The organism is Pseudomonas synxantha BG33R, assembly GCF_000263715.2.
In the GTDB taxonomy this organism is placed as follows: Bacteria; Pseudomonadota; Gammaproteobacteria; order Pseudomonadales; family Pseudomonadaceae; genus Aquipseudomonas; species Aquipseudomonas synxantha_A.
Map to the genome: position 1 here is coordinate 2059671 of NZ_CM001514.1, position 24381 is coordinate 2084051.

Below are 24381 nucleotides of genomic sequence, written 5' to 3' on the forward strand. Positions count from 1 at the left end.
ATTCAGTAGTGTGGTATTTCCTCAAATGAAAGTGTTGAAAAGCCAGGATATCCTGGCGCTGGGCTTTATGACCTTTGCCCTGTTCGTGGGCGCTGGCAACATCATCTTCCCGCCTATCGTGGGCTTGCAGTCCGGGCCCCATGTCTGGATGGCCGCGCTTGGCTTTCTGATCACCGCGGTCGGTTTGCCGGTGGTCACCGTGATTGCCCTGGCCAAGGTCGGTGGTGGCATGGATGCGCTGAGCAGCCCGATTGGCAAGATCGCCGGTGGCCTGCTGGCGGCGGCGGCGTACCTGGCGGTGGGGCCGCTGTTCGCTACCCCGCGTACCGCGACGGTGTCATTCGAAGTGGGCCTGGCGCCACTAACCGGTGAAAGCCCATTGGCGCTGTTCCTCTACAGCTCGGTGTATTTCCTGGTGGTGTTCTTTGTGTCCCTGTACCCAGGTCGACTGCTGGACACCGTGGGCCGCTTCCTCGCGCCGCTGAAGATCATCGCCCTGGCCATCCTCGGCATTGCCGCGTTTGCCTTGCCGGCCGGTGAAGTGGGCGTCGCTACGCCGGAATACGTGGCCGCACCGTTCTCCCAGGGCTTTATCAATGGTTATCTGACCATGGATACGCTGGGTGCGCTGGTGTTCGGCATCGTGATCGTCAACGCGATCCGTTCACGGGGTGTCGAGTCGCCCCAACTGATCACCCGTTACGCCATTATCGCCGGCCTGATTGCCGGCGTGGGCCTGGCGCTGGTGTACATCAGCCTGTTCCGCCTGGGTTCGGGCAGCCATGCCGTGGCTGCCGGTGCCAGCAACGGCGCAGCCGTACTGCACGCTTATGTGCAACACACCTTCGGCTCCCTGGGCAGCGGCTTCCTCGCCGTGCTGATCTCCCTGGCGTGCCTGGTCACTGCCGTCGGCCTGACCTGCGCCTGCGCCGAGTACTTCAGCAAAATCCTGCCGCTGTCCTACAAGACACTGGTGGTGATTCTGGCGTTGTTCTCGCTGTTCGTGTCCAACCTGGGCCTGACCAAACTGATCGCGTTCTCGATTCCGGTGCTTACAGCGATCTACCCGCCGTGCATCGTGCTGGTAGCCCTGAGTTTCTGCAAAGGCTTCTGGCAGGAACAGGGCCGTATCGTCGGCCCGGTGATGCTGGTGTCATTCATCTTTGGTTGTATCGACGCACTCAAGGGCGCGGGCCTGGCGGGTTGGATGCCTACACAATTGGCAAACTTGCCGCTGAGCGAGCAAGGCTTGGCGTGGTTGGTGCCATCAGTGATGACGCTGGTGGTGGCCGTGGTGATCGACCGTATGCTGGGCAAGCGTAGCGAAGCCGTCGCATAACCCGCGGTTTGTGCTGCACTGAAATGCCCCGTATCAAACGATACGGGGCATTTTTTTTGAGTCGATGGCAGTGTCTTTTTTTTGGGGATGGCGTCAAAAATCTCAAGTTGAAAACACCGGTCGGTGTGGGAGCTGGCTTGCCTGCGATGGCGGTACATCGGTTGGCGCGGTGGTGACTGCAAAGACGCTATCGCAGGCAAGCCAGCTCCCACATTTGAACCGTGTCGGCCCTATCATCCTGTGTACAAGGACCCGCATGTCGTTCGTCGAAACCAATCAAGTCCATCTGCTTGCCGCCCTCTGGTTCATCCTGTGCTGGGGTGGCTACACCCGTTATGCCACCTGGAAAGCCCGGGATACGGCCTGCCTGGCCAGCGTATTGCACCTGTACCGTGAAGACTGGATGCGTCGCATGTTGTTGCGCGATAACCGCATCGCCGATGCCAGCGTGATCGGCAACCTGGAGCGTAATGCCTCGTTCTTTGCCTCCAGCACCTTGATCATCCTTGCGGGTATTCTGACCGTGCTCGGTGCTTCCGAGCGGGCGGTGTCGTTGCTGGCAGACATTCCTATGGTGCAGCAGGCCTCCCAAGGCATGTCGGAGATCAAGTTGCTGTGCCTGGCCCTGGTATTTGTCTATGCGTTTTTTACTTTCAGCTGGTGCATGCGTCAGTACAACTTCGCTGCGGTGCTGGTGGGCTCGGCGCCGATGATTGGTGAGCGGCACGTGTCGGAGCAGGAGCGCAATGCATTTGCCTTGCGGGCGGCGCGGGTGATTTCGATGGCGGCCAACCAGTTCAACTTTGGGCTGCGCGCTTATTACTTCGGCATGACCATGCTGGCCTGGTTTGTCAGCCCTTGGTTGTTCATGTTGATGAGCAGCGGGGTGGTATTGGTGCTTTATCGCCGCGAGTTTCACTCCGACGTCTTGCAGGTGATGGTGTATACCCCGACGAATATGCAAGCTTCGGATGCTGCAAAAGAGAGTGTTTCTTAAAGGCCGGATAAAACAGCTGGCAAAGAAAAGCCCGCTTTATAAGCGGGCTTTCTTTTGCAGCACTACAGGTTCACACCCGGCAATTACTGCTTGGCAGGTTCTGCAGGTGCGGCAGGTGCAGCTTCTTTTGCAGCTTCGGCGTTCGATTCAGCCTGAGCTTTGGCAGCTTCGGCGTTTTCTTTCGCAGCGTCGTTCACTTTATCCTGTGCTTTAGCCATGTCTTGCTGTGCTTGCTCAGAATGTGCAGCGGCATCTTGGGCTTTGTCTTCGGATTTCTTGTCGCAGGCAGCCAGACCGAGTGCAGCGGCCAGCATCATGGAAATAGCTAATGTCTTGCGCATGGGGTGTTTCTCCTTATTGAAGATATCTACTGGCCTTTCGAACCCAAGGGGCCAGCATTAGTTCCTTTTGTCTCACAGATATATAACGCTTTTCGTACAAAAACTTTTTCCGGCGATTTAGTCCGCTGCTTTCACACTAATAAGAGTCTAAAAACAATGACCGAAAACCCCTTGTTAGAGCGTGCCGCGCGCTTTGTCTCGGCGCTGCGCCATTGTCAGGTGCTGGGTGTGGCTGTCCACGCTGCAAGCGAGGAGGGCATGACCCTGGTGTTGCCGTATGGGCCACATCTTGTTGGTGATCCCGCAACCTGTGTGATTCATGGTGGCGCCCTGACCTCGTTGATGGACACAGCCTGCGGCATGGCCACCTTGTGCGTATTACCCGAATTCGAGGTGTGCCCGACCCTGGACCTGCGTATCGACTACATGCGTGCAGCCGAGCCGCACAAGCCGGTGTATGGCTTCGCGCAATGTTACCGGGTGACCACCGATGTGATCTTCACGCGCGGGTTCGCCTATCAGGATGACCCGCAACAACCCATCGCCCATGTAGTGGGCACGTTCATGCGTATGGGCAAGCGCCTGAAAGGCACGCAAGGGCTGGGCAGCACGATCAAGGGAGAGCAGGCATGACGCATCGATTCAAGACCCGTCTGGAGCAGGCTCTCGAGCGTGGCAACTACGACGCACTGCTGGGCTTGGTGCCCTATGCCAAGCTGATCGGTATCGAATGCACCCGTCTGGGAGATGAGCTGCTGTTTCGCCTGCCGGCCAACAAGGACAATATTGGTAACCCCATATTGCCGGCGTTGCACGGCGGGGTGATCGCCGGCTTCATGGAGCTGTCGGCGGCCCTGCATCTAAGGGTATTTACCGGGGCTCCGGGCCTGCCAAAAATCATCGACTTTTCCCTGGATTACCTGCGCGCCGGCCAGTTTCGCGACACTTACGCCAAATGCCAGGTGTGCCGCCAGGGCCGGCGCGTCGCCAATGTGGCGATCACCGCCTGGCAAACCACCGAGGCCGAGCCGATTGCCACCGCCCGCGCACATTTCAAGATTGAGGAATTGGCACGCCCTTGAAATCCCGGTCTTAGCCCCCAACTTTGATGACAACCCGCCGCCAACCCTTTCGGGCGCGGCCACTGCCATCCAATTGGAGTTTGATGACCATGAGTGTGGAAACTCAAAAGGAAACCCTGGGCTTCCAGACCGAGGTGAAGCAACTGCTGCACCTCATGATCCATTCGCTATATTCCAACAAGGAAATCTTCCTTCGCGAATTGATCTCGAACGCCTCTGACGCTGTCGACAAATTACGTTTCGAAGCCCTGTCCAAGCCTGAGTTGCTGGAAGGTGGCGCGGAACTGAAAATCCGTGTGAGCTACGACAAGGACGCCAAGACCGTCACGATCGAAGACAACGGTATCGGCATGAGCCGTGAAGACGCGATTACCCACTTGGGTACCATCGCCAAATCCGGCACCGCAGATTTCATGAAGAACCTGTCGGGCGACCAGAAAAAAGATTCTCATCTGATCGGCCAATTCGGCGTGGGCTTCTATTCGGCCTTCATCGTTGCCGACAAGGTTGAAGTATTCAGCCGCCGTGCGGGCCTCGACGCCAGCGAAGGCGTGCACTGGGCGTCCAAAGGCGAGGGCGAGTTTGAAATCGCCACTGTCGACAAGGCAGATCGCGGTACCCGCATCGTGCTGCACCTGAAATCCGGTGAAGACGAATTCGCTGATGGCTGGCGCCTGCGCAACATCATCAAGAAATACTCCGACCACATCGCTTTGCCGATCGAGCTGCCGAAAGAACAGACGGCTGCCGAAGGCGAAGAGAAGCCTGCCGAGGAATGGGAAACCGTCAACCGCGCTAGCGCCCTGTGGACCCGTCCGCGTACCGAGATCAAGGACGAGGAATACCAGGAGTTCTACAAGCACATCGGCCACGACTACGAAAACCCGCTGAGCTGGAGCCACAACAAGGTTGAAGGCAAGCTGGAATACAGCTCGCTGCTCTACGTACCGGCCCGTGCTCCGTTCGACCTGTACCAGCGCGAAGCGCCGAAGGGCTTGAAGCTCTACGTGCAGCGCGTGTTCGTGATGGACCAGGCGGAATCCTTCCTGCCGCTGTACCTGCGCTTTATCAAGGGCGTGGTCGACTCCAACGACCTGTCGCTGAACGTGTCGCGGGAAATCCTGCAAAAAGACCCGATCATCGACTCCATGAAGTCGGCGCTGACCAAGCGCGTGCTCGACATGTTGGAAAAACTGGCGAAGAACGAGCCTGAGCAATACAAGAGCTTCTGGAAAAACTTCGGTCAGGTGATGAAGGAAGGCCCGGCGGAAGACTTTGCCAACAAGGAAAAAATCGCCGGCCTGCTGCGTTTTGCTTCGACTCAGGGCGAAGACGGCGAGCAGGTTGTGTCCCTGGCTGACTACCTAGCACGCGCCAAGGAAGGTCAGGACAAGATCTACTACCTGACTGGCGAAACCTACGCGCAGGTTAAAAACAGCCCGCACCTGGAAGTCTTCCGCAAGAAAGGCATCGAAGTGCTGCTGCTGACCGACCGTATCGATGAGTGGCTGATGAGCTACCTCACCGAGTTCGACGGCAAGTCGTTCGTTGACGTTGCCCGTGGCGACCTGGACCTGGGCAACCTGGATTCCGAGGAAGACAAGAAAGCCGCCGAAGAAGTCGCCAAGTCCAAAGAGGGCCTGGTTGAACGGATCAAGGCGTCCCTGGGCGAAGCAGTCAGTGAAGTGCGGGTTTCCCACCGCCTGACCGACTCCCCGGCGATCCTGGCCATTGGCGAGCAGGACCTGGGCATGCAGATGCGTCAGATCCTTGAAGCCAGCGGCCAGAAGGTCCCGGACTCCAAGCCGATCTTCGAATTCAACCCGGCTCACCCGCTGATCGAGAAACTCGATGGCGAGCAGAGCGAAGAGCGGTTTGGCGACCTGTCGCACATCCTCTTCGACCAAGCGGCTCTGGCCGCTGGCGACAGCCTCAAAGACCCGGCCGCCTATGTGCGCCGACTGAACAAGCTGTTGGTTGAATTGTCGGTTTAACACCGGTGTAGAAAAAACCCGCTTCGGCGGGTTTTTTCGTTAATCCTCCTCAACTGGAGAAAATGATGAGCCAAGTCACAGTACGTTCCGTGGTCTATCAGATTGATGGCCAGTCTTATGAAAGCCGCCTGGCGTTCGATGCCAGCCACAAGGGCCCACTGCCGGGGCTGCTGATGGCACCGAACTGGATGGGCGTGAGTGCGGGTGCCGAAGAAATCGCCAAGAGTGTTGCCGGCAAAGGCTACGTGGTGCTGATTGCTGATTTGTATGGGCAAACTGTACGCCCGACCAATGGCGATGAAGCCGGCGCAGCGATGATGCCGTTGAAAAATGATCGTCCATTGTTGAACAAGCGTATGCAGGCGGCCTTCGAGCAACTGCAAGGCCAGACCGAGACAGCCGTTGATACGTCGAAGCTGGCAACCTTCGGTTTCTGCTTCGGCGGTTGCTGCGCTCTGGAATTGGCACGTACCGGTGCGCCGGTGAAGGCGGCTGTCTCTTTCCACGGTACCCTCGACACGCCGAACCCGGCGGATGCGAAAAACATCAAGGGTTCAGTGTTGGTATTGCATGGTGCGTCCGACCCATTGGTGCCCAAAGAGCAACTGCCAGCGTTCGAAGAGGAAATGAACGCAGCGGGTGTGGATTGGCAGTTGCTGAGCTACGGCGGCGCAGTGCATTCCTTCACCGATCCCCATGCCAATGTGCCAGGCAAGATGATGTACGACGCCAAGACCGCTGCGCGGGCTTTCCAGTCGATGCATAACTTGTTGGATGAAGTGTTCAAGGGCTGATTCTGACGCCATCGCGGGCAAGCCCTGTTCCCACATTTCAAGGTGCACACCCATCCAGTGTGGGAGCTGGCTTGCCTGCGATAGCTATTTCACAGGCAACTCAATTCGTTCTGACTCCCCCGGCACCGTCGGCCAATCCCCAGCAGCCCAGCGCTGTCTGGCGTGCTCGATCACTGCCGGATCGCTCGCCACGAAATTCCAGTTGATCCGCCGCGGCCCGTCCAGCGGCGCCCCACCAAACACCATCACATGGCAGTCGGTTTCGGCAAACAATGTCATCTCTTGCCCTGGCGGCAATACCACCAGGCTATGCACTGCCAGCGGCTCACCGTCGAGCTGCGCCTCACCTTCCAGCACATACACCGCGCGCTCCTCATGCTCATCGGGGATCAGCAAGGTGGTGGCTGTTTGCATCTGCACCTCGGCATACAACGTCGGCGAGAGCACCGGCACTGGTGACTTGAGACAGAAACCATCACCGGCAATCAGGCGCACCTGCACGCCCAGGTTATCGTTCACCGGCAAGCTCGCCGCCGGGTGATGGCTGTAATGGCCAGGGCCGGTCTCGTGGTCTTTGGGGGAGGCGAGCCATACTTGCAGGCCATGCAGGTTGAAACCACTGGCCTTGAGCGCTTCAGGGGTACGCTCGACATGGGCAATCGCGCTGCCAGCGGTCATCCAGCTGACATCGCCGGCCTGCACCACCTGATCCGAGCCGAGGCTGTCCTTGTGCTGCAAGGCGCCTTCAAACAGGTAGGTGAGGGTAGACAGGCCGATATGCGGATGTTGGCGGATATTCATGCCGGTACCCGGCGCATAGGCGGTGGGCAGCATATGGTCGAAAAACACAAAGGGCCCGACGCTACGGCATTCACGGGAAGGCAGCGGGCGCAGGATCGGCTGCCCTTCGACATCTTCGGCGCGGGGGCGGATCACGGTAAGGGTGGTCATGGTGCATCCCTGTCTGAGCGGGTTGGATGCGTCTGAGCATAACCCGCCCGATGGGAAGTTGGCGCTATGCGCTGAAGGCACCTTCCGATAATTTCGTCTCGATGCTGATTTCGGCGGTGGTCATCAGCTTGTGTACCGGGCACTTGTCCGCAACGCGATGCAACTCCTCGCGCTGCTCATCGCTCAGCACACCCTTGAGGGTCAATTTGACGCTGAGTTTGTATTTGCCTTTCTGCTCTTCGGCGGCGTCGTGGGTCACTTCAACGGTCACGCCGGTGAGCGGGATATCTTTCTTCTGCGCATAGAGCTTGACCGTCAAGGCTTTGCATGACGCCAGCGCAGCATCGAAATAGTCGTGGGGAGAGGGCGCCGAGTCGTCGCCACCCAGGCTCTTTGGCAGGTCGGTAAACAGTTCGTGGTGATTGATATTGACGCTGTGACGGAAGTTTTCAGCGTTCAATGTATTAACGGTAACAGGCATGGCGAACCTCTCAAGGGGCAGGATGAAGGTCATGCAGTTATAGAGCATGCTGGCGCTCAAGTGTTCCAGTTTTTCCGCGCTGAACCTCGAAGGTAGGCGCAAGGTCTACCCGTATCAGCCCTGATTGAGGTTTCACCGTGCTTCGGACCCGCCTGAGTCTTGCCTTGTTGCTCGCTGCCAGCAGCCTTGCCGCGCAGGCCCGCGACTATGCCTACAGTGACGCGCACATGCATTACGTGGATTTTTTCCAGGAAACGGCAGGCATGGACAAACTGCTCAAGGCGATGTCCGAGAACCGCATCGAACATGTAATGATTTCCGGCATCCCCGTGGCCAAGAAGTGGCACGAAGACGAGCCCAAGCGCCCCCGCTACTACGCTGGTGATGACGCCGATGCCTATTGGTACAGCGCCACCGATGTGATTGTGGCGGCAGCGGTCAATAAGCTGACCCCTGAGCAGCGCCAGCACTTTCACCCGTTCCTGGCCGGCTTCAACCCCAACGACAAGAACTCCGCTGCTCATATCCAGCGCATGATCGACCTCAACCCCGGGCTGTGGCAGGGCATCGGTGAAGTGTTTACCCGCCACGACGACCTTACCGCCCTGACCTCAGGCGACACGCCCCGCGCCAACAACGAAGCCATGACGCGTATCTATCACCTGGCCGCTGAAAATGACTTGCCGGTGCTGCTGCACTCCAATATCACATCAAAGCGCGAGCGCAACCCGCTGTACCTGGCGGAAGTCGAAGAGCCGTTGCGTAACCACCCGCATACGCGCTTTATCTGGGCCCATGGTGGTACCAGCAAGGAAATCCATCGGCACCAGGTGCAGATGGATTTTTTGCTGCCAACCTTGAGCCGTATGCTTGAGGCGTACCCCAACCTGTATATCGACCTGTCCTGGAGCATGCTCACGCCCTATCTGCTGGATGAGGCGGGTCAGCCTCGGCAGGAGTGGGTGAAGCTGGTGGAGCGCTTCCCTGAGCGCTTTATGCTGGGATCTGACGTGGTAGGGCGTTTCAATAAGTTAGGTAAGGAGATGCGTCGCTTCGAGCCCTTCCTCGATGCATTGCCCGAGGAGGTGGCGCACAAGGTGGCGCGGGATAATTTCCTTGCCATCTTGCCCAAGCCGCCTGGCAATGGTCAGGTGCATTGATATCGCGTTTTCGTCTTACATAAATGTCGGAGGGGGCCGATAACTTCCAAGACCATACTGCAGGTGGATGCAGTACTTTTTGGAAGGAATCCAGGCATGAATATCCGTAGTTTGAATATCGCGCCTCGCGCCGGCTTGGGCTTTGGCGTGCTGGCCTTGATGGTATTCGCGTTGGGCGGCTTTGCCCTGTTGCAGATGGCCAATATGCGCCAGCAGTCGGACCAGGTGGAGAACAACTGGTTGCCCAGCGTCATGGCGGTGGGGGAGATGAATCAGGACCTGCTGCGCGTGCGTGCGCTGACCCTGCGCCTGTTGGTTAACCGCGATCCGCAGGCGCTGGCACAAAACGAGCAGAAACTGACCGACCTCAAGAATGGCATGCCCCATGCGCAAGCCCTCTACGAAGCGCTGATCGTGCTCCCTGAAGAGCGCACGCTATTCGATCGTTTCAAGGCCCAGGAACAGCAATACCTGCAACGCCAGGAGCAGGTCATGGGGTTTTCCAAGGCCAACCGGCTCGATGAAGCGATCAAAGTGGCCAACGGTGAGATGAATCAGCTCGCCGATCAAATCGCCGTCACGTTGCGCGATCTGGTCACCCTCAATAAAACCAGTGCCAACCAGGCGGCCAGCCTCGCGCAAAGCGTTTTCAGTCAGTCGCGTACCGGGGTGATTGGCATGATCATCCTCACGGCACTGATCACCATTGGCCTGGCGGTCTGGCTGACCCGCAGCATCGTGTTGCCGCTGGCGCAGTCGCTGAAAGTGGCCCAGGGCGTGGCCAGTGGCGACCTGACCGGCGAGATCCGCGTGAGCGGCAGCGATGAGCCGGCGCGTTTGCAGCAGGCTCTCAAGGGCATGCAAGAGAATCTGCGCGATACTATCCGGCGCATTGCTGAATCGTCCAACCAATTGGCTTCTGCTTCCGAAGAACTCAGTTGCGTGACGGAGGATGCCACGCGCGGCCTGCATCAGCAGAACCAGGAGATCGAACAGGCGGCCACGGCGGTCAACCAGATGACGGCGGCGGTGGAAGAGGTGGCGAGCAACGCGGTGGCCACGTCCCATGCTTCACGCGATTCTGACCGCATTGCCCAGCAGGGCCGCGAACAGGTGCAGCAAACGGTGGTGTCGATTGAGGCCCTGGCCACGGATGTGACCGCCAATGTGACCCAGGTCGAGGCGCTGGCGCAAAAGGTCTATGGCATCAGTAAAGTCCTGGACGTGATTCGCTCGATTGCCGAGCAAACCAACCTGCTGGCACTGAACGCGGCCATTGAAGCGGCGCGAGCCGGGGATGCCGGGCGCGGTTTTGCGGTGGTGGCCGATGAAGTGCGTGCCTTGGCCCATCGCACGCAACAGTCGACCCAGGAAATCGAGCAGATGATCAGTGGGATTCAGCAGGGCACCGACCAGGCTGTCAGCTCCATGCAGCAGAGCAATACGCGGGCGCGTTCCACGCTGGATATCGCCAAGTCTGCCGGCACGGCGCTGGAAGAGATCGCCTCGGCATTCACCCTGATCAACGAGCGCAACCTGTTGATTGCCAGTGCTTCGGAGCAGCAGGCAGCAGTGGCGCGGGAGGTAGATCGTAACTTGACGAATATCCGCGACCTGGCGCACCAGACGTCGACCGGCGCCAACCAGACCAGCGCCGCGAGCCAGGAGCTGTCGCGGTTGGCGGTGGATCTGAATTCGATGGTGGCGCGGTTTTCGGTGTAGGGCGTGGAACCGGGTTGGCCCATTCGCAGGCAAGCCAGCTCCCACACTGGACTGCATTCCTTCAGGATGAGCGCGGTCGAAGGTGGGAGCTGGCTTGCCTGCGATGAAGGCGACGCGGTTTCAAATCAAAGCGCAAAAAAAAGCCCCGAACCAGTCGGGGCTTTTTCATGTGATCAACCTGCGAGGCTTACTTGCCCTGCCAGCGTTTCAGCACCAGGGTGGCGTTGGTGCCACCGAAGCCGAAGCTGTTGCTCATCACGGTGTCGATTTTTGCATCTTCACGGGTCTTGGTCAGGATCGGCATATCAGCAACGGCTGGGTCCAGCTCGTCGATGTTGGCCGAGCCGGCCATGAAGTTGCCTTCCATCATCAGCAGGCAGTAGATCGCTTCGTGAACGCCGGCGGCGCCCAGGGAGTGACCCGACAGGCTCTTGGTAGAGCTGATGGCCGGAGCCTTGTCGCCGAATACCGCACGTACGCCTTCCATTTCCTTGGCGTCGCCGACCGGAGTCGAGGTGCCGTGGGTGTTCAGGTAGTCGATTGGGGTATCAACGGTGGACATGGCCATCTGCATGCAGCGGATCGCGCCTTCGCCGCTTGGGGCAACCATGTCGTAGCCGTCGGATGTTGCGCCGTAGCCGACGATTTCCGCGTAGATCTTGGCGCCGCGGGCCAGAGCGTGTTCCAGCTCTTCAACCACGACCATGCCGCCACCGCCGGCGATGACGAAACCGTCACGCTTGGCGTCGTAGGCGCGAGAGGCTTTCTCTGGGGTTTCGTTGTACTGGGTGGACAGTGCGCCCATGGCGTCGAACAGGAACGACTGGCTCCAATGCTCTTCTTCACCGCCGCCGGCGAATACGATGTCCTGCTTGCCCAGCTGGATCTGCTCAACGGCAGTCCCGATGCAGTGGGCGCTGGTGGCGCACGCGGAGGAGATCGAGTAGTTCACACCCTTGATGGCGAACGGCGTCGCCAGGCAGGCGGAAACGGTGCTGCCCATGGTCCGCGTTACACGGTACGGGCCAACGCGCTTCACGCCTTTTTCGCGCAGGATATCCAGCGCTTCCATCTGGTTGAGGGTCGATGCGCCGCCGGAGCCGGCAATCAGGCCGGTGCGTACGTTCGAAACCTGGTCTTCGCTCAGGCCCGAATCGGCGATCGCGTCTTTCATGGCCAGGTAGGCGTAGGCGGCAGCGTGGCCGACGAAGCGATAGATCTTGCGATCGATCAGTTCTTCGAGGGGCAGGTCGATGGAGCCGGAAACCTGGCTACGCAGACCCATTTCGGCATATTCCGGGTTGAAGCGGATGCCAGGGCGACTTGCACGCAGGTTAGCGGTGACGGTCTCTTTGTCATTGCCCAGGCAAGAAACGATGCCCAGACCAGTGATAACGACGCGGCGCATGCGGATAACCCTTAAAAGTTGTCAGTGGAAGTGAATACGCCGACCCGAAGGCCTTCGGCAGTATAGATCTCGCGACCGTCGACAGTCACCGAACCGTCGGCGATGGCCAGGTTCAGCTTGCCCTTGAGGACGCGCTTGATTTGAATGTTGTAGGTGACTTTCTTGGCGGTCGGCAGGACTTGGCCAAAGAACTTCACTTCGCCCGAACCCAGGGCGCGACCGCGGCCCGGCAGGCCTTGCCAGCCCAGGTAGAAGCCGACCAGTTGCCACATGGCGTCGAGGCCCAGGCAGCCTGGCATCACAGGGTCGCCTTCGAAATGGCAGGCGAAGAACCAGAGGTCCGGGGTGATATCCAGCTCGGCGACCAATTCACCTTTGCCGTACTTGCCACCTTCTTCGCTGATATGGGTGATGCGATCCACCATCAGCATGTTCGGGGCGGGCAGTTGCGCGTTACCTGGGCCGAACAGCTCACCGCGACTGCAGCGCAGCAGGTCTTCCCGAGTAAAGGCGTTTTGTTTGGTCATGCGAGCTCCTCAATAATCCCATGCGGCTGGGTTGGGCAAATCTTCCCGAACCGAATGAAGCGTTCATGCCTCATAGCGGCAGCCTACACATAGACTATTGCGTTGTAGTGAAAGTCACAGCGGCAAGGTACTCAATGTACACTTGTTCACTGAAATTTTAAACCGGACCTGTTTATCGGCCCGTTCGGGTGCCTAAGACTGCCGCACTTTCGTCTTTCACGCCAGTCGCAGTTGGTTGATGGCGCGGCGCTATTGCACCCAGCGTTGCAGGATTTGCTGCAAATCCGTGCGTTTGAACGGCTTGGCCAGGTAATCGTTCATTCCGGCTGCCAGACAGGCTTCGCGGTCGCCCTGCAAGGCATTGGCCGTCAGGGCAATGATCGGCAGATCGGCGCAGCCAGGCAGTTGGCGAATCTGGCGAGTGGCTTCGTAGCCGTCGATCAATGGCAGCCGGCAATCCATCAGGATAGCAGTGAAGATCAGGCTCTCGGCGCTGCGGATCGCCTCGGCGCCGTCGGTGGCCAGGCTGACTTCAAAGCCCAGGCTGCGCAGCATTGCTTCGACCACGGTACGGTTGACCGGGTTGTCTTCCACCAGCAATACGTGGCGTCCTTCGCCGGCACTGGCCTTGCCGAGGGCGTCGGGCGTAATGGCCTGTACTTGTTGCTGATCGATGGCCAGCGGGATTTCCAGGGTAAACACCGAGCCCCGGCCTTCTTCGCTTTGAGCCCGCAAGGTGCCACCCATGCGTTCGGCCAGGGTGCGGGCGATGGGCAAGCCCAGGCCAGTCCCGCCGTAACGTCTGGAAATGGAGCTGTCGGCCTGCTGGAACGCATCGAACATCAGCTCCAGGCGTTCGGCGCAAATACCGATACCGCTGTCGCGCACGGTGCAGGTGAACCACACCAGTTCGTGGTCCAGGGTTTGCCAATGGGGCTCGACGGTCACGCTGCCGCGTTCGGTAAATTTCAACGCATTACCGATCAGGTTTACCAGGATCTGCCGGATCCGCGTCGGATCGCCTCGCACCCGTAGGGCCTCCATGCCCGCAGGAATCGGCAGCTCCAGGCTCAGCCCGCGTTGCTGGGCACTGTGCTGGAACGCTTGGGCGCAACTGTTGATCAGGTCGGCAAGGTTGAACGCAATATGTTCCAGTTCCAGGGCGGCGCGCTCAATGCGTGAGAAGTCGAGGATGTCGTTGATCACCTTGAGCAGGTGCTCGGTGGACTCGGAGGCCAGCGCCGCGTACTCGGTCTGTTCGGCAGTCATGTCGGTGGTTTCCAGCAGTTGCAACATGCCCAGCACGCCGTTCATGGGCGTGCGCAGTTCATGGCTCATCATCGCCAGGAAATCCGATTTGGCATTGTTCGCACGCTCGGCCTCCTCGCGGGTCTGGATCAACTGGGCCATGGCTTGTTGCTGCTCGCGACTGGCCTGGTTCAGGCCTTCGGCCAGGTTGTTGATATGCCGCGAAAGGTCACCCAGCTCCGAATCATCGACAATCGGTAGCGGGGTTTTGTAATCGCCTTGCTGGATAGCCTTGACCGCATGGCCCATCGCGCTTATTGGTTGCGACAGGCTTGCCGCCAGGCGTCGTGCCAACAGGAAGGTAAACAGCAAGGCGAACAGCGCCAGGATCCCGGCCTTGAACAGGATTTCCTGCTGACGCTGGCTGAACGCGTCGTTGGACATGCCGACAATCACCCGCCCCAGGTAGTCGGCTCGGGGTGCCTTGGGTTCGTTGAGGTTGTCTTGGAAAAAGTCATTGTTGAGCTGGATGTGTTGCAGGCGGATTGGCGCCTGGAACACCTTCACGGACAGCGAGCGGTCGCGTCTTTCCGACGGCTGCTCGACATACACCAGAATGTTTTCGGCACTGTTCTGAATCTCCAGGAAGCGCACGTGAGGCGTGGCCAAGGTCGCACGCAGCAGCGCTTCAAGCACATCGTTGTTGCCGGAAATCACTCCATACTCAGTCGCGGGCGCCAGTTGGTTGGCGATCAATTGGCCGGTGTGGTCCAGCTCCTGGCGCAAATCCTGGATCCGTACGAAGGTAAAGAAGCTGATCAACAGCAGGGTCAACAATAACGCGGGGCCCAGGGTAATGAGCTGGGTGCGGGTGTTGATATCCCAACGGCGACGCAAGGTCATGGGCGTTTCTCTCCTTCGGCCAAGCGGGCGGCGACGGCGGTTTCATCAACCTGTTCGATGCCCAGTGAGCGCGCGACTTGCGGGTTGCCCACGACTTTGAAGTGTTGCGGGTACAACGTGTGCGGCCAATTGGCCGGCGGGTGATCCAGCAGGCGGTCGAGCACGGCAAGCCAGTCGGGCTGATCGCTGTAGGTGCTGGCCAGGCTGCCGGCCCGGACAAACCCGGCATTGGGCCCTATCAGGGGCAGTTGCTGGGCGTAGCTGCTCAGCAACAGGTTCTTTACTGTTTTGGGGTTGTACAGTTGCGGGTCGTCAAGGCCGAGCAGCACATCGCTGTTCTTGAACAGGGTTTGCAGCGGGCGGCTGTCACTGGTGTTGTCCCAGAGCTGAGGCACGATTTCCAGGCCCAGGGGGGTGGCAAACCGGATCAGCTCGCGCAGCAGGAATTCACTGTCGGCACCGTAAAGCACGCCGATACGTCGTGCCTGCGGCAGGGTGTCGGCGATCAGGCGCAACTGACGCTCCAGCGGCGGGTCGCTCCATAGCAGGCTGATTTTGGCCGGGTGCGTATTGCCCAGGCGTTGCCGAGCCTGCAGACGGCTGATGCGCAGCACCAGGGTCGGCGGTCCCTGGGTATCCAGCAGGCGCCAATCGAGGCTGGGCAGGTCGAGGAGGATCAAGCGAGTGCCGGCGGGCAACTGGCTTGGTGCCGGCAAGTTCTTGAGCGGGGTGAAGCTGACCCGGTCGTCGGGGCGCTGCTGGGCAAGGGCCTGGGTGAAGGCTTGCACCCCGGCGCCGTCTTCGGCAGCCGTCAGCAGGATATCGGCACTCCACGCCGGCACCGCCAGCAGCAGGCACGCGAGCAGCACGCCACGGCGCCACAATCGTGAAAGCAGCAAGAGGGTCATCCGTGACTGATCGGCCATGTCAGAAGTCCAGCTCGGCGCTGAAGTAGAGAACGTGACGATGGTCGTAATTATTGTCGGCCCAGGTGGTGGGCTGGTCATCAAGGCGTTGCTGCAACATGCCGGCCAGCTCCACATTGGTTTTGCCCACGGCAATGCGTTTGGCTACCCGCAGGTCGACCCGTTGGAAGCGATACTGGTTAAGGGCGTCGTCGCCATAGTAGAACAGGGCGCTGGACCACCCCTGGCCCCACTCTCGCAGCCAACCGGCCGAGCCGCTGTTGCGCGCGGTTTGCGCCTTGTCCCGCGGGTTGCTGGAAGTAGCGTCGACATAAGCGTAGGTCAGGCGCAGGCGGTCGGTGTTGCTCATGCGCCAGTCGAACTGTGATTCGGCACCGGTAAAGCGCGAGCTGTTGGCGTTGCTGGCGATGTATTGGTTGTTGCGCAGCGGCGAGCTGATCATGTCGGTGATTTCGTCATAGAACAGCTTCACGTCGACATTCAGCCCCAGGTCGGCAAAGAACCCGTTGTAGCCCAGTTCCCGGGAGCGCATCAACTCTTTGTCGAGGTCGCCAGGGCCGCGCGTCACGACAAAATATTGCCCGGAGTTTTGTCCGTAGGCCGGGGAGCTGAGGTTGTTGACGCGGTAGCTCCAATTGACGTTGTTCTCGAACATGTCCGGCGAGCGGATCGCCTCGGAGTAAACCGCCCGCAACCCGTGACGGGGGTTGATCAGGTAATTGACCGCCACACGCGGCGTCAGTGAGTCGCCGCTCAGGTGACTGTCTTCGTACATGGCGCCACCCTGCAGCAGCCAGTGTTCGCTGGCCCGCCATTCCAGGTGCCCGAACAGGCGCCAGGTGGTGTCGTCCAGGGTTCCATTGAAGTAGGTGTCCGAGTCGGCGCGGTCATAGCGATAGTTGATGCCGCTGACCAGGCGCAAGCTGTCGGAGAGGCTGAAGGTGTCCTGGATCTCCACGTCGTAGCGGCTTTCGCGGGTGCTTTGGTCGATATCGCCGCAGACGGTGTCCTTGCCGCCGTGGTTTTTCCATTGATCCAGCACCTGGTTGGCCAATGCCTGCTCGGCGGCGCTTCCCGGGGGTGGGGAGCCTTGGCTGTAGGTGTCCATGTGCCGCGCCAACAGTTCGGCATAGTTGGGGTTCAGTTGCCACAACTGGGTTAACTGCGGGCTGAACGAGACCTTGGCATCACAGGCTTTCCAGACCTGTCGGCGGTCCCATTGCTGGGCTGAACCCTGGATATACAGACTGTGATCGGGATTGAAGTCGAAATTCCAGCGCAAAGAGCCAGCGTAGTCCTTGGCGACAACATCGGAATTGCTGCCGCCTTCGCTGATCCCGTCAAACACCGGGGTGTAGGTATAAGGGCGCTGATTGGTGCCTTCCTTGGCATTGAGTTGCCAGTCGATACTTTGTTGTGCGTTCAGCGTCTGGCTCACCGCCAGGCTGAAACGGTTGAGACGGCGACCGTCACGGCGGTCGGCGCCGACCGCGTCGCTGTCAAAACCATCGTCCTGTTGCCCGGACAGGGATAAGCGCAAATCGCCGGTTTCCCAACCCACGCCCTGGCTGGCATAGAAGTCGTTGATCCCCCGTTCGCCGCGGGTGACCTTCACCCGCGAGCCTTGGCTGTTGGCGGGGGAACGGGTGAGGATATTGACCACCGCCATCAGTGCATTGGCGCCATAGCTGACGGTGTTGGGGCCGCGAAATACCTCGATGCGCTCGATATCTTCCATGGCCACCGGGATATCGCTCCAGTCCACCGTGGCCAGGCCGGCACGGTACACCGAACGCCCGTCGATCAGCACCTGCATCCGCCGCGCATCACTGGCGCTGGTGCCGTGGTAGTTGACCGACGCCTGGTTGCCGGTGGTATAGCCGACCATCATCCCGGGCACCAGGCGCAGCAGTTCGGCGATGTCCCGTGCGCCGCTGGCCTTGATCAGCTCACTGTCGATCACCGTCATGCTGCCGGGTACGGCGGCGGCTGATTGCTTGAGGCGCGTGGCGGTCAACACCTGCGGCAGCGGCTGGCTGTCGAGAAACAGATCGTCAGCCAGTGCAGGTACGCTGCACAACAGCATCAACCATAGAGATGAGCGAGGAGGAGGGCCCAGGTACACGGCACGGCCTTGTTAATGACGGATAGCCGCCCATGTTAACTGAGGTGGGGCTATTTGCCAGTCGTCGGACTTGCAATTACTTCGTACAAACGTGGCATTTTCCGACAAGTGCGCGAATTGATACGGGGGCTGGCCGCAAGCCGGGCGCTCCGTATAATGCCGCCATCGCCATTGGTATGGATTAACGGATTGCATATGACTCAACAGCGCCCTATTGCGGTCCTGGGAGGCGGAAGTTTTGGCACCGCCGTGGCTAACCTGCTGGCCGAGAACGGCCACGCCGTGCGTCAGTGGATGCGCGACCCCGAGCAGGCTGAAGCCATTCGCGTGCACCGGGAAAACCCCCGTTACCTTAAAGGCATCAAGATTCATCCAGCTGTCGAACCGGTTACCGACCTGCTGGAAACGCTCACTGCGTGCGACCTGTGCTTCGTCGCGCTGCCCTCCAGTGCGTTGCGCTCAGTGCTGGCGCCGCACGCCGAGCGCCTGGCAGGCAAGTTGCTGGTCAGCCTGACCAAAGGCATTGAGGCCCAGACCTTCAAACTGATGAGTGAAATCCTCACCGAGATTGCCCCACTGGCCCGCATTGGCGTGCTGTCCGGGCCGAACCTGGCACGGGAGGTGGCCGAACACGCCTTGACCGCCACGGTGGTTGCCAGTGAAGACGACGCCTTGTGTGAGCAGGTACAGGCCGTGCTGCATGGCCGCACCTTCCGGGTCTACGCCAGCGCCGATCGCTTTGGTGTCGAGTTGGGCGGGGCGCTGAAAAACGTCTACGCGATCATTGCCGGCATGGCCGTCGCCTTGGGCATGGGTGAAAACACCAAGAGTATGCTGATCACCCGTGCGCTGGCCGAGATGACCCGCTTTGCGGTGAACCAGGGCGCCAACCCGATGACGTTCCTGGGCCTTGCGGGCGTGGGTGACTTGATCGTCACCTGCTCATCGCCCAAAAGCCGCAACTATCAGGTAGGTTTTGCCCTGGGCCAAGGGCTGAGCCTGGAAGACGCTGTGACGCGTCTGGGTGAAGTGGCCGAAGGGGTCAACACCCTCAAGGTATTGAAGGCCAAGGCCCAGGAAGTGGGGGTGTATATGCCGCTGGTCGCCGGTTTGCACGCGATCCTGTTCGAAGGGCGCACCTTGGAGCAGGTCATCGAGTTGCTGATGCGGGCCGAGCCCAAGACCGATGTCGACTTTATTTCTACCAGTGGTTTCAACTGAGGAACGCGCCATGAACGATCCGAAAGCAGCCCCCAAATATGAGTCGATTGCCTTGCGCATCCTGTGGATGCTGGCGTTTGCGCTGGTGTGGCAGGTGGCGCAATTGCTGCTCGGCGCGTTGGTGGTGGTGCAATTGATTTACCGGCTTGTCTACGGTGCGCCGAACCTGGGCCTGATGAATTTTGGCGATAGCCTCAGCCAGTTCCTGGCGCAGATCGGCCGCTTCGGTAGCTTCCACACCGACCAAAAGCCTTGGCCGTTTGCCGATTGGCCAGCCCCGCGTGCACCCGAAGGCGAAGTCGCCCACAGCGTGCCGCCAGCACCGCACCCGGTGCGTGATGAAGAGCCAAAGCTATGAAGTTGTGGGTTTTGCGCCACGGGGAGGCCCAGGTGCACGCCCGCACGGACGCTGAACGCAATCTTACCGAGCATGGCCGTGCCGAAGTATTGCGCAGCGCTGCGCACCTGATCGGGCAGCCGCTCAGTGCCATCATCGCCAGCCCTTATGTGCGGGCGCAGCAGACGGCTCAATTGGTGCGCGGAGTTTTGGGGTTCGAGCCGGATGTGCGCACGGTGCCGTGGTTGACGCCCGATGGTGATGTTCAGCAGGTGCTGAGGGAACTTGATACTGATGACGACGTGTTGCTGGTCAGCCATCAGCCTTTGGTGGGCAGTTTGATCAGCTTTTTGCAGCATGGGCATCAGCGTCAGCCACAGCCGATGTATACGGCCAGTCTGGCGGAGCTTGAGGGGGATTTTCCGCTGGCGGGTTTGATGCGTCTGGTGGGGGTGAAGAATCCCTGGGCATAAGGGGCGAGGCTGGGCCTGTGGCGAGGGAGCTTGCTCCCGTGACGACCTGCCAGCCGACACAGCTATACCGAGTACATATCCATTCCTGTGATAACGGCTGATATTGGTTCCGCTTTTACAGCGGGTCACTTTTGAAAAGCGCAAAAGTAACCCAAACGCTCTTGCCCCACCACTCGGCACCTCGCTCAGGCTCGGTGTGCCCGTAATCCGCCATGGATTTGGGGGGTAAACCGGCATCCCTGCCGGTTTACCCCCCAAATCCCTGTCGAATTCCGGCCAGCGTAGTTTGACGGGGCGCCTCAGATCAAAAGCAGATCAAGATCAAGAGCGGCTCGCTTCGCATCGTGGTTACGGGAGGGGGGCTCGTGTACTTCGCCAGCAGGCCGTTGGCTTTGTGTGTGCTATACAGTCAGCCAAGCAAGTGCTTGGTTGGCTGTATCTCGGATCACAAAGGAGCGCGTCCCATGCCTGTCGCTTTTCGTTTGCCGTTGCAGGTCTTCTTCGAGCGTGAAGCGCGGCACCCGCGTAAGGTTTTTCTGGTGCAGCCCATTGACGGTGTCGAGGTGCAGACCCTCACCTGGGGCGATGTCGGCCACCAGGCCCGGTGCGCCGCTCATTGGTTGCGTGCACGAGACTTGCCCCAAGGTTCGCACATCGCCCTGATCTCGAAAAACTGCGCGCACTGGATCATCGCCGACCTGGCGATCTGGATGGCCGGGCACGTTTCGGTGCCGCTTTATCCCAACCTCACCGCTGACTCTGTCGCCCATGTGCTGACCCATTCCGAGGCGGCGTTGGCGTTGATCGGCAAGCTCGATGACTGGCCGGCAATGGCGCCGGGTGTGCCAGCGGGTGTGCCAACCATTAGCCTGCCGCTCTGCCCGGCGGGGACGTTCGATTTCAGCTGGGCGGACCTGCAAGCCTGCTCACCGATCCAGGACCATCCCGAACCCCTTGGCTCGACACTGGCCACCATCGTCTATACCTCCGGGACGACCGGTTTGCCGAAGGGTGTGATGCAAACGTTCGGGGCACTGGGTTTCGCTGCCACTCGCGGCACCGAGTTGTTCGGCCTGGGGGAGGGCGATCGGTTGCTGTCCTACCTGCCGCTGTGCCACGTCGCCGAACGCATGTTTGTGGAAATGGCGGCGATCTACACCGGGCAAACCGTTTTTTTTGCGCAAAGCCTGGACACCTTCCTGCAAGATTTGCGCAGGGCCCGGCCGACGGCCTTGTTTGGCGTGCCACGTATCTGGACCAAATTCCAGTTGGGTGTCTACGCCAAGGTCCCGGAAAAACGTCTCGACACCCTGTTACGCCTGCCTTTTATCGGCAAGCGCGTCGGTCATAAAGTGCTCGCGGGACTGGGGCTGGATGCACTGCGTATTGCCCTGTCCGGTGCGGCACCCGTGCCCGAGGCCTTGCTGGGTTGGTATCAGCGCCTGGGCCTGGACGTGCTGGAGGTGTACGGCATGAGCGAAAACTGCGGCTATTCCCATGTGTGCCGCCCCGGTGCACAGACGCTGGGTTGGATCGGCCTGCCCTGCCCAGGTGTAGAAGTGCGTATCGACCCATCAGGCGAAGTGCAGGTACGCAGCGGCGCGACCATGCTGGGCTACTTCAAGGACCCGCAAAAAACCGCTGAGACCCTTACCGAAGATGGCTTCCTGCGTACCGGCGACAAGGGTGAGCAGGACGCAGACGGCCGTCTGCGTTTGACCGGGCGCCTCAAGGAGATTTTCAAGACCAGTAAAGGCAAATACGTGGCCCCGGCGCCGATTGAAAATCGTCTGGCCGAACATGCACGCATCGAACAGGTGTGTGTAGTCGGCGAGGGGCTTGGCGCACCGATCGGGCTATGCGTGTTGTCGGCACAGGGCCAAGACCGCCAAACGCTTGGAACCCACCTTGACCACTGGCTGGCACAGGTCAACGCCGGGCTGGATAGACATGAGCGCTTGCGCCAATTGGTGGTGGTGAAAGACAACTGGGCGGTGGAAAACGGCTTTCTCACGCCGACCTTGAAGATCAAACGCAACGTGATCGAGTCGACGTACGGGCCACATTTGCACACTTGGAGCGAGCGCGCTGAAACCGTTCTGTGGCAGGATTAGGATCGTAATAAAACCAACAAGGACAACCCTATGAGCCTGTGGCGCACCCAACCGAATATCGAACAACTCAACGCGATTCAGAAAAACACCATCGGTGAGTTGCTCGATATTCGTTTCGAAAGCTTCGACGAGCACTCCCTCACTGCCAGCATTGTGGTCGATCACCGCACCCATCAGCCCTACGGCCTGCTGCACGGTGGCGCCTCGGTGGTGCTGGCCGAGAGCGTCGGCTCCATGGCTGCTTACCTGTGCATCGATGCCAGCAAGTTTTATTGCGTGGGCCTTGAGGTCAATGCCAACCACCTGCGTGGCGTGCGCAGCGGGCGGGTGACGGCGGTGGCCAAGGCCATTCATATCGGGCGCACCACACAGGTATGGGATATCCGCCTGAGCAGCGATGATGGCAAAGCCAGTTGCGTCTCGCGCCTGACCATGGCCGTGGTGCCGCTGGGCGAAAACCCGCCGGCACGATAGGCGTGGCGTGAGTGTCATCATTCCTGGCAGTTACAGTCATTGCTGCAGGCGGCCGGCATGGTGACAATCAACCTCTGTTTTTATCGATGGAACCTGTATGTCGCAGCACGTGTTTTTTACCCACGCCAATGGCTTCCCTTCGGCCACCTACGGCAAGCTGTTTGCCGCGCTGGCCCCGGAATATACGGTGGCGCATCTGCCGCAGCACGGTCACGACCCCAGGTTCCCGGTGGATGATAACTGGCAGAACCTGGTGGACGAGTTGATCCACCACCTTGAGCAACAGCCGGAACCCGTGTGGGGCGTCGGCCATTCCCTCGGTGGCGTGCTGCATTTGCACGCGGCCATGCGTTGCCCGCAGTTGTACCGTGGCGTGGTGATGTTGGATTCGCCGGTGCTCACCCGTGCCGACCGCTGGGTGATCCGCGCCGCCAAGCGCTTTGGTTTTATCGATCGACTGACACCGGCCGGACGTACCCTTGGCCGGCGTGAAGAATTCACCGACCTGGACACCGCGCGCAGCTACTTCGCCGGCAAAACCCTGTTTCGTGGCTTCGACCCCGAATGCTTCGACGCGTATTTGCAGCATGGCCTGCAGCAAGTCGGCGACCGCCTGCGCTTGCGCTTCGACCCGGCCACCGAAATCAGCATCTACCGCGGCGTGCCGCACACCAGCCCTGGCCAGGTACGCCTGCTGAAAGTGCCACTGGCCGTGGTGCGTGGTCGCCAGAGTCGAGTGGTCATGCGTCACCATGCCAGTGGCGTCGGCCGCTTGCCCATGGGCGAAATGCTCACTATGCCGGGCGGTCATATGTTCCCCCTCGAACGCCCCCAGGACACGGCTGCCTTGATCAAGAACCTGTTCGCCCGCTGGCAAGCCCGCGAGCGCAGTTGCGCATGAGTACGCCGGTCGAAGAGGTTCGCCTGAGCCTGGCGCATATCGAACTGGCCGCGCACCTGTTCGGGCCCGAGGATGGCCTGCCGGTGATTGCCCTGCATGGTTGGCTGGACAACGCCAACAGTTTTGCGCGCCTGGCGCCGAAGCTGCACGGGTTGCGCATCATCGCTCTGGATATGGCTGGGCACGGGCATTCGGCCCATCGTCCGGCAGGCGCCGGTTATGCCTTGTGGGATTACGTCTACGACGTGCTGCAGGTGGCCGAACAATTGGGGTTGAAACGTTTTGCATTACTTGGCCACTCCCTGGGCGCCATCGTCTCGCTGGTGTTGGCCGGGGCGTTGCCGGAGCGAGTGACGCACCTGGGTTTGATCGACGGTGTGATCCCGCCGACCGCCAGCGGCGAGAATGCAGCCGAACGTCTGGGCATGGCCTTGCAGGCGCAACTGAACCTGCAGGACAAGCGCAAGCCGGTCTACAACACCCTCGAAAAAGCGGTTGAAGCGCGAATGAAGGGCGTGGTGGCGGTCAGTCGTGAAGCGGCGCAACTGCTGGCCCAGCGCGGTTTGATGCCGGTGCCTGGCGGTTACACCTGGCGCAGCGACAGTCGCCTGACCCTGGCATCGCCGATGCGTCTGACCGATGAACAGGCCATGGCTTTTGTGCGTCGCGTCAGTTGCCCTGCGCAGTTGGTGGTGGCGGTTGACGGCATGTTGGCGAAACATGCCGAATTGCTTTCTCAGCTACCCTTCAGCGTTACCACGCTGCCAGGTGGCCATCATTTGCACCTGAATGATGAGTCCGGCGCCGCTCTTGTTGCAGACTGTTTCAATCGGTTCTTCTCCACGCCTTGACTTGGCGGGGTC

Annotated in this window: 23 protein-coding genes and 1 pseudogene; 16 read left to right on the top strand and 8 right to left on the bottom strand. The window is 60.0% G+C overall.

What is annotated here, in order from left to right; genetic code table 11:
• Nucleotides 1-25 precede the first annotated feature (25 nt).
• Together brnQ and PSEBG33_RS17790 are read left to right on the top strand one after the other, a co-directional pair.
• Complete coding sequence (brnQ, locus tag PSEBG33_RS17795) at nt 26-1339, top strand: branched-chain amino acid transport system II carrier protein (RefSeq protein WP_005786584.1); 1314 nt, start codon at nt 26-28, stop codon at nt 1337-1339.
• 256 nt (nt 1340-1595) lie between these two features.
• On the top strand, nt 1596-2336 hold the full coding sequence (locus PSEBG33_RS17790) for a DUF599 domain-containing protein (RefSeq protein WP_005786585.1): 741 nt from the start codon (nt 1596-1598) through the stop codon (nt 2334-2336).
• 83 nt (nt 2337-2419) lie between these two features.
• Here the strand turns inward: PSEBG33_RS17790 and PSEBG33_RS17785 are convergent, their stop codons facing one another.
• Complete coding sequence (locus PSEBG33_RS17785) at nt 2420-2677, bottom strand: hypothetical protein (RefSeq protein ID WP_005786587.1); 258 nt, start codon at nt 2675-2677, stop codon at nt 2420-2422.
• Between the two features lie 156 nt (nt 2678-2833).
• On the opposite strand from PSEBG33_RS17785, the gene PSEBG33_RS17780 reads away from it, so the two are divergent.
• The 4 genes from PSEBG33_RS17780 to PSEBG33_RS17765 all read left to right on the top strand — a co-directional run bounded on the left by PSEBG33_RS17780 (nt 2834) and on the right by PSEBG33_RS17765 (nt 6547).
• Nucleotides 2834-3310, top strand: a complete 477-nt coding sequence (locus PSEBG33_RS17780) for a PaaI family thioesterase (RefSeq protein WP_005786588.1) — start codon at nt 2834-2836, stop codon at nt 3308-3310.
• The gene (locus tag PSEBG33_RS17775; protein WP_005786590.1) at nt 3307-3759 is read left to right on the top strand and encodes a PaaI family thioesterase; all 453 of its coding nucleotides are present in this window, start codon (nt 3307-3309) and stop codon (nt 3757-3759) included. The genes PSEBG33_RS17780 and PSEBG33_RS17775 overlap by 4 nt, the downstream gene beginning before the upstream one ends.
• Before the next feature lie 89 nt (nt 3760-3848).
• On the top strand, nt 3849-5753 hold the full coding sequence (gene htpG / locus PSEBG33_RS17770; protein WP_005786592.1) for a molecular chaperone HtpG: 1905 nt from the start codon (nt 3849-3851) through the stop codon (nt 5751-5753).
• Nucleotides 5754-5818: 65 nt separating this feature from the next.
• Entirely contained in the window at nt 5819-6547 is a 729-nt protein-coding gene (locus tag PSEBG33_RS17765) for a dienelactone hydrolase family protein (RefSeq protein WP_032803389.1), read from the top strand.
• An 84-nt stretch (nt 6548-6631) separates the two neighbouring features.
• Here the strand turns inward: PSEBG33_RS17765 and PSEBG33_RS17760 are convergent, their stop codons facing one another.
• A complete protein-coding gene (locus PSEBG33_RS17760; RefSeq protein WP_005786595.1) occupies nt 6632-7498 on the bottom strand; it encodes a pirin family protein in 867 nt (288 codons plus the stop codon).
• A 64-nt stretch (nt 7499-7562) separates the two neighbouring features.
• Nucleotides 7563-7979: an OsmC family protein gene (locus PSEBG33_RS17755; RefSeq protein ID WP_005786596.1), complete on the bottom strand. Its 417-nt coding sequence runs from the start codon at nt 7977-7979 to the stop codon at nt 7563-7565.
• A gap of 137 nt (nt 7980-8116) precedes the next feature.
• On the opposite strand from PSEBG33_RS17755, the gene PSEBG33_RS17750 reads away from it, so the two are divergent.
• The 3 genes and pseudogenes from PSEBG33_RS17750 (at nt 8117) to PSEBG33_RS30080 (ending at nt 10861) form a co-directional block, all read left to right on the top strand.
• Nucleotides 8117-9139 carry an amidohydrolase family protein gene (locus tag PSEBG33_RS17750; protein ID WP_005786598.1) on the top strand — a complete coding sequence of 341 codons (1023 nt, stop codon included), beginning with the start codon at nt 8117-8119 and terminating at the stop codon, nt 9137-9139.
• A 96-nt stretch (nt 9140-9235) separates the two neighbouring features.
• Nucleotides 9236-10006, top strand: a pseudogene (locus PSEBG33_RS30075) (MCP four helix bundle domain-containing protein); the annotation flags it as partial.
• Nucleotides 9998-10861, top strand: a complete 864-nt coding sequence (locus PSEBG33_RS30080; RefSeq protein WP_413817855.1) for a methyl-accepting chemotaxis protein — start codon at nt 9998-10000, stop codon at nt 10859-10861. The pseudogene PSEBG33_RS30075 and the gene PSEBG33_RS30080, both read left to right, overlap by 9 nt.
• Before the next feature lie 187 nt (nt 10862-11048).
• Here the strand turns inward: PSEBG33_RS30080 and fabB are convergent, their stop codons facing one another.
• The 5 genes from fabB to PSEBG33_RS17720 form a co-directional block, all read right to left on the bottom strand.
• A complete protein-coding gene (gene fabB, locus PSEBG33_RS17740) occupies nt 11049-12269 on the bottom strand; it encodes a beta-ketoacyl-ACP synthase I (protein ID WP_005786601.1) in 1221 nt (406 codons plus the stop codon).
• 11 nt (nt 12270-12280) lie between these two features.
• Nucleotides 12281-12796 carry a 3-hydroxyacyl-[acyl-carrier-protein] dehydratase FabA gene (fabA, locus tag PSEBG33_RS17735; protein ID WP_003210552.1) on the bottom strand — a complete coding sequence of 172 codons (516 nt, stop codon included), beginning with the start codon at nt 12794-12796 and terminating at the stop codon, nt 12281-12283.
• 249 nt (nt 12797-13045) lie between these two features.
• The gene (locus tag PSEBG33_RS17730) at nt 13046-14947 is read right to left on the bottom strand and encodes an ATP-binding protein (RefSeq protein ID WP_005786609.1); all 1902 of its coding nucleotides are present in this window, start codon (nt 14945-14947) and stop codon (nt 13046-13048) included.
• On the bottom strand, nt 14944-15873 hold the full coding sequence (locus PSEBG33_RS17725) for an ABC transporter substrate-binding protein (protein WP_005786610.1): 930 nt from the start codon (nt 15871-15873) through the stop codon (nt 14944-14946). Before PSEBG33_RS17725 ends, PSEBG33_RS17730 begins: the two co-directional genes overlap by 4 nt.
• Before the next feature lies 1 nt (nt 15874).
• The gene (locus PSEBG33_RS17720) at nt 15875-17998 is read right to left on the bottom strand and encodes a TonB-dependent receptor plug domain-containing protein (protein WP_005786612.1); all 2124 of its coding nucleotides are present in this window, start codon (nt 17996-17998) and stop codon (nt 15875-15877) included.
• A 195-nt stretch (nt 17999-18193) separates the two neighbouring features.
• Here PSEBG33_RS17720 and PSEBG33_RS17715 point away from each other — a divergent pair, with 195 nt between their 5' ends.
• The 7 genes from PSEBG33_RS17715 to PSEBG33_RS17685 all read left to right on the top strand — a co-directional run bounded on the left by PSEBG33_RS17715 (nt 18194) and on the right by PSEBG33_RS17685 (nt 24369).
• Nucleotides 18194-19219 (top strand): NAD(P)H-dependent glycerol-3-phosphate dehydrogenase, encoded by a 1026-nt coding sequence (locus PSEBG33_RS17715; protein WP_005786614.1) that lies wholly within the window; start codon nt 18194-18196, stop codon nt 19217-19219.
• A 10-nt stretch (nt 19220-19229) separates the two neighbouring features.
• A complete protein-coding gene (locus tag PSEBG33_RS17710) occupies nt 19230-19577 on the top strand; it encodes a DUF4389 domain-containing protein (protein ID WP_005786615.1) in 348 nt (115 codons plus the stop codon).
• On the top strand, nt 19574-20029 hold the full coding sequence (gene sixA, locus PSEBG33_RS17705; protein ID WP_005786617.1) for a phosphohistidine phosphatase SixA: 456 nt from the start codon (nt 19574-19576) through the stop codon (nt 20027-20029). The genes PSEBG33_RS17710 and sixA overlap by 4 nt, the downstream gene beginning before the upstream one ends.
• A gap of 464 nt (nt 20030-20493) precedes the next feature.
• Entirely contained in the window at nt 20494-22143 is a 1650-nt protein-coding gene (locus PSEBG33_RS17700) for an AMP-binding protein (RefSeq protein ID WP_005786619.1), read from the top strand.
• Nucleotides 22144-22173: 30 nt separating this feature from the next.
• Nucleotides 22174-22617, top strand: coding sequence for a hotdog fold thioesterase (locus PSEBG33_RS17695; protein WP_005786621.1), 444 nt, complete (start codon nt 22174-22176; stop codon nt 22615-22617).
• Nucleotides 22618-22714: 97 nt separating this feature from the next.
• Nucleotides 22715-23518: an alpha/beta fold hydrolase gene (locus tag PSEBG33_RS17690; protein WP_005786623.1), complete on the top strand. Its 804-nt coding sequence runs from the start codon at nt 22715-22717 to the stop codon at nt 23516-23518.
• Nucleotides 23515-24369 (top strand): alpha/beta hydrolase, encoded by an 855-nt coding sequence (locus PSEBG33_RS17685; protein WP_005786625.1) that lies wholly within the window; start codon nt 23515-23517, stop codon nt 24367-24369. The genes PSEBG33_RS17690 and PSEBG33_RS17685 overlap by 4 nt, the downstream gene beginning before the upstream one ends.
• The last annotated feature ends 12 nt before the right edge of the window (nt 24370-24381 follow it).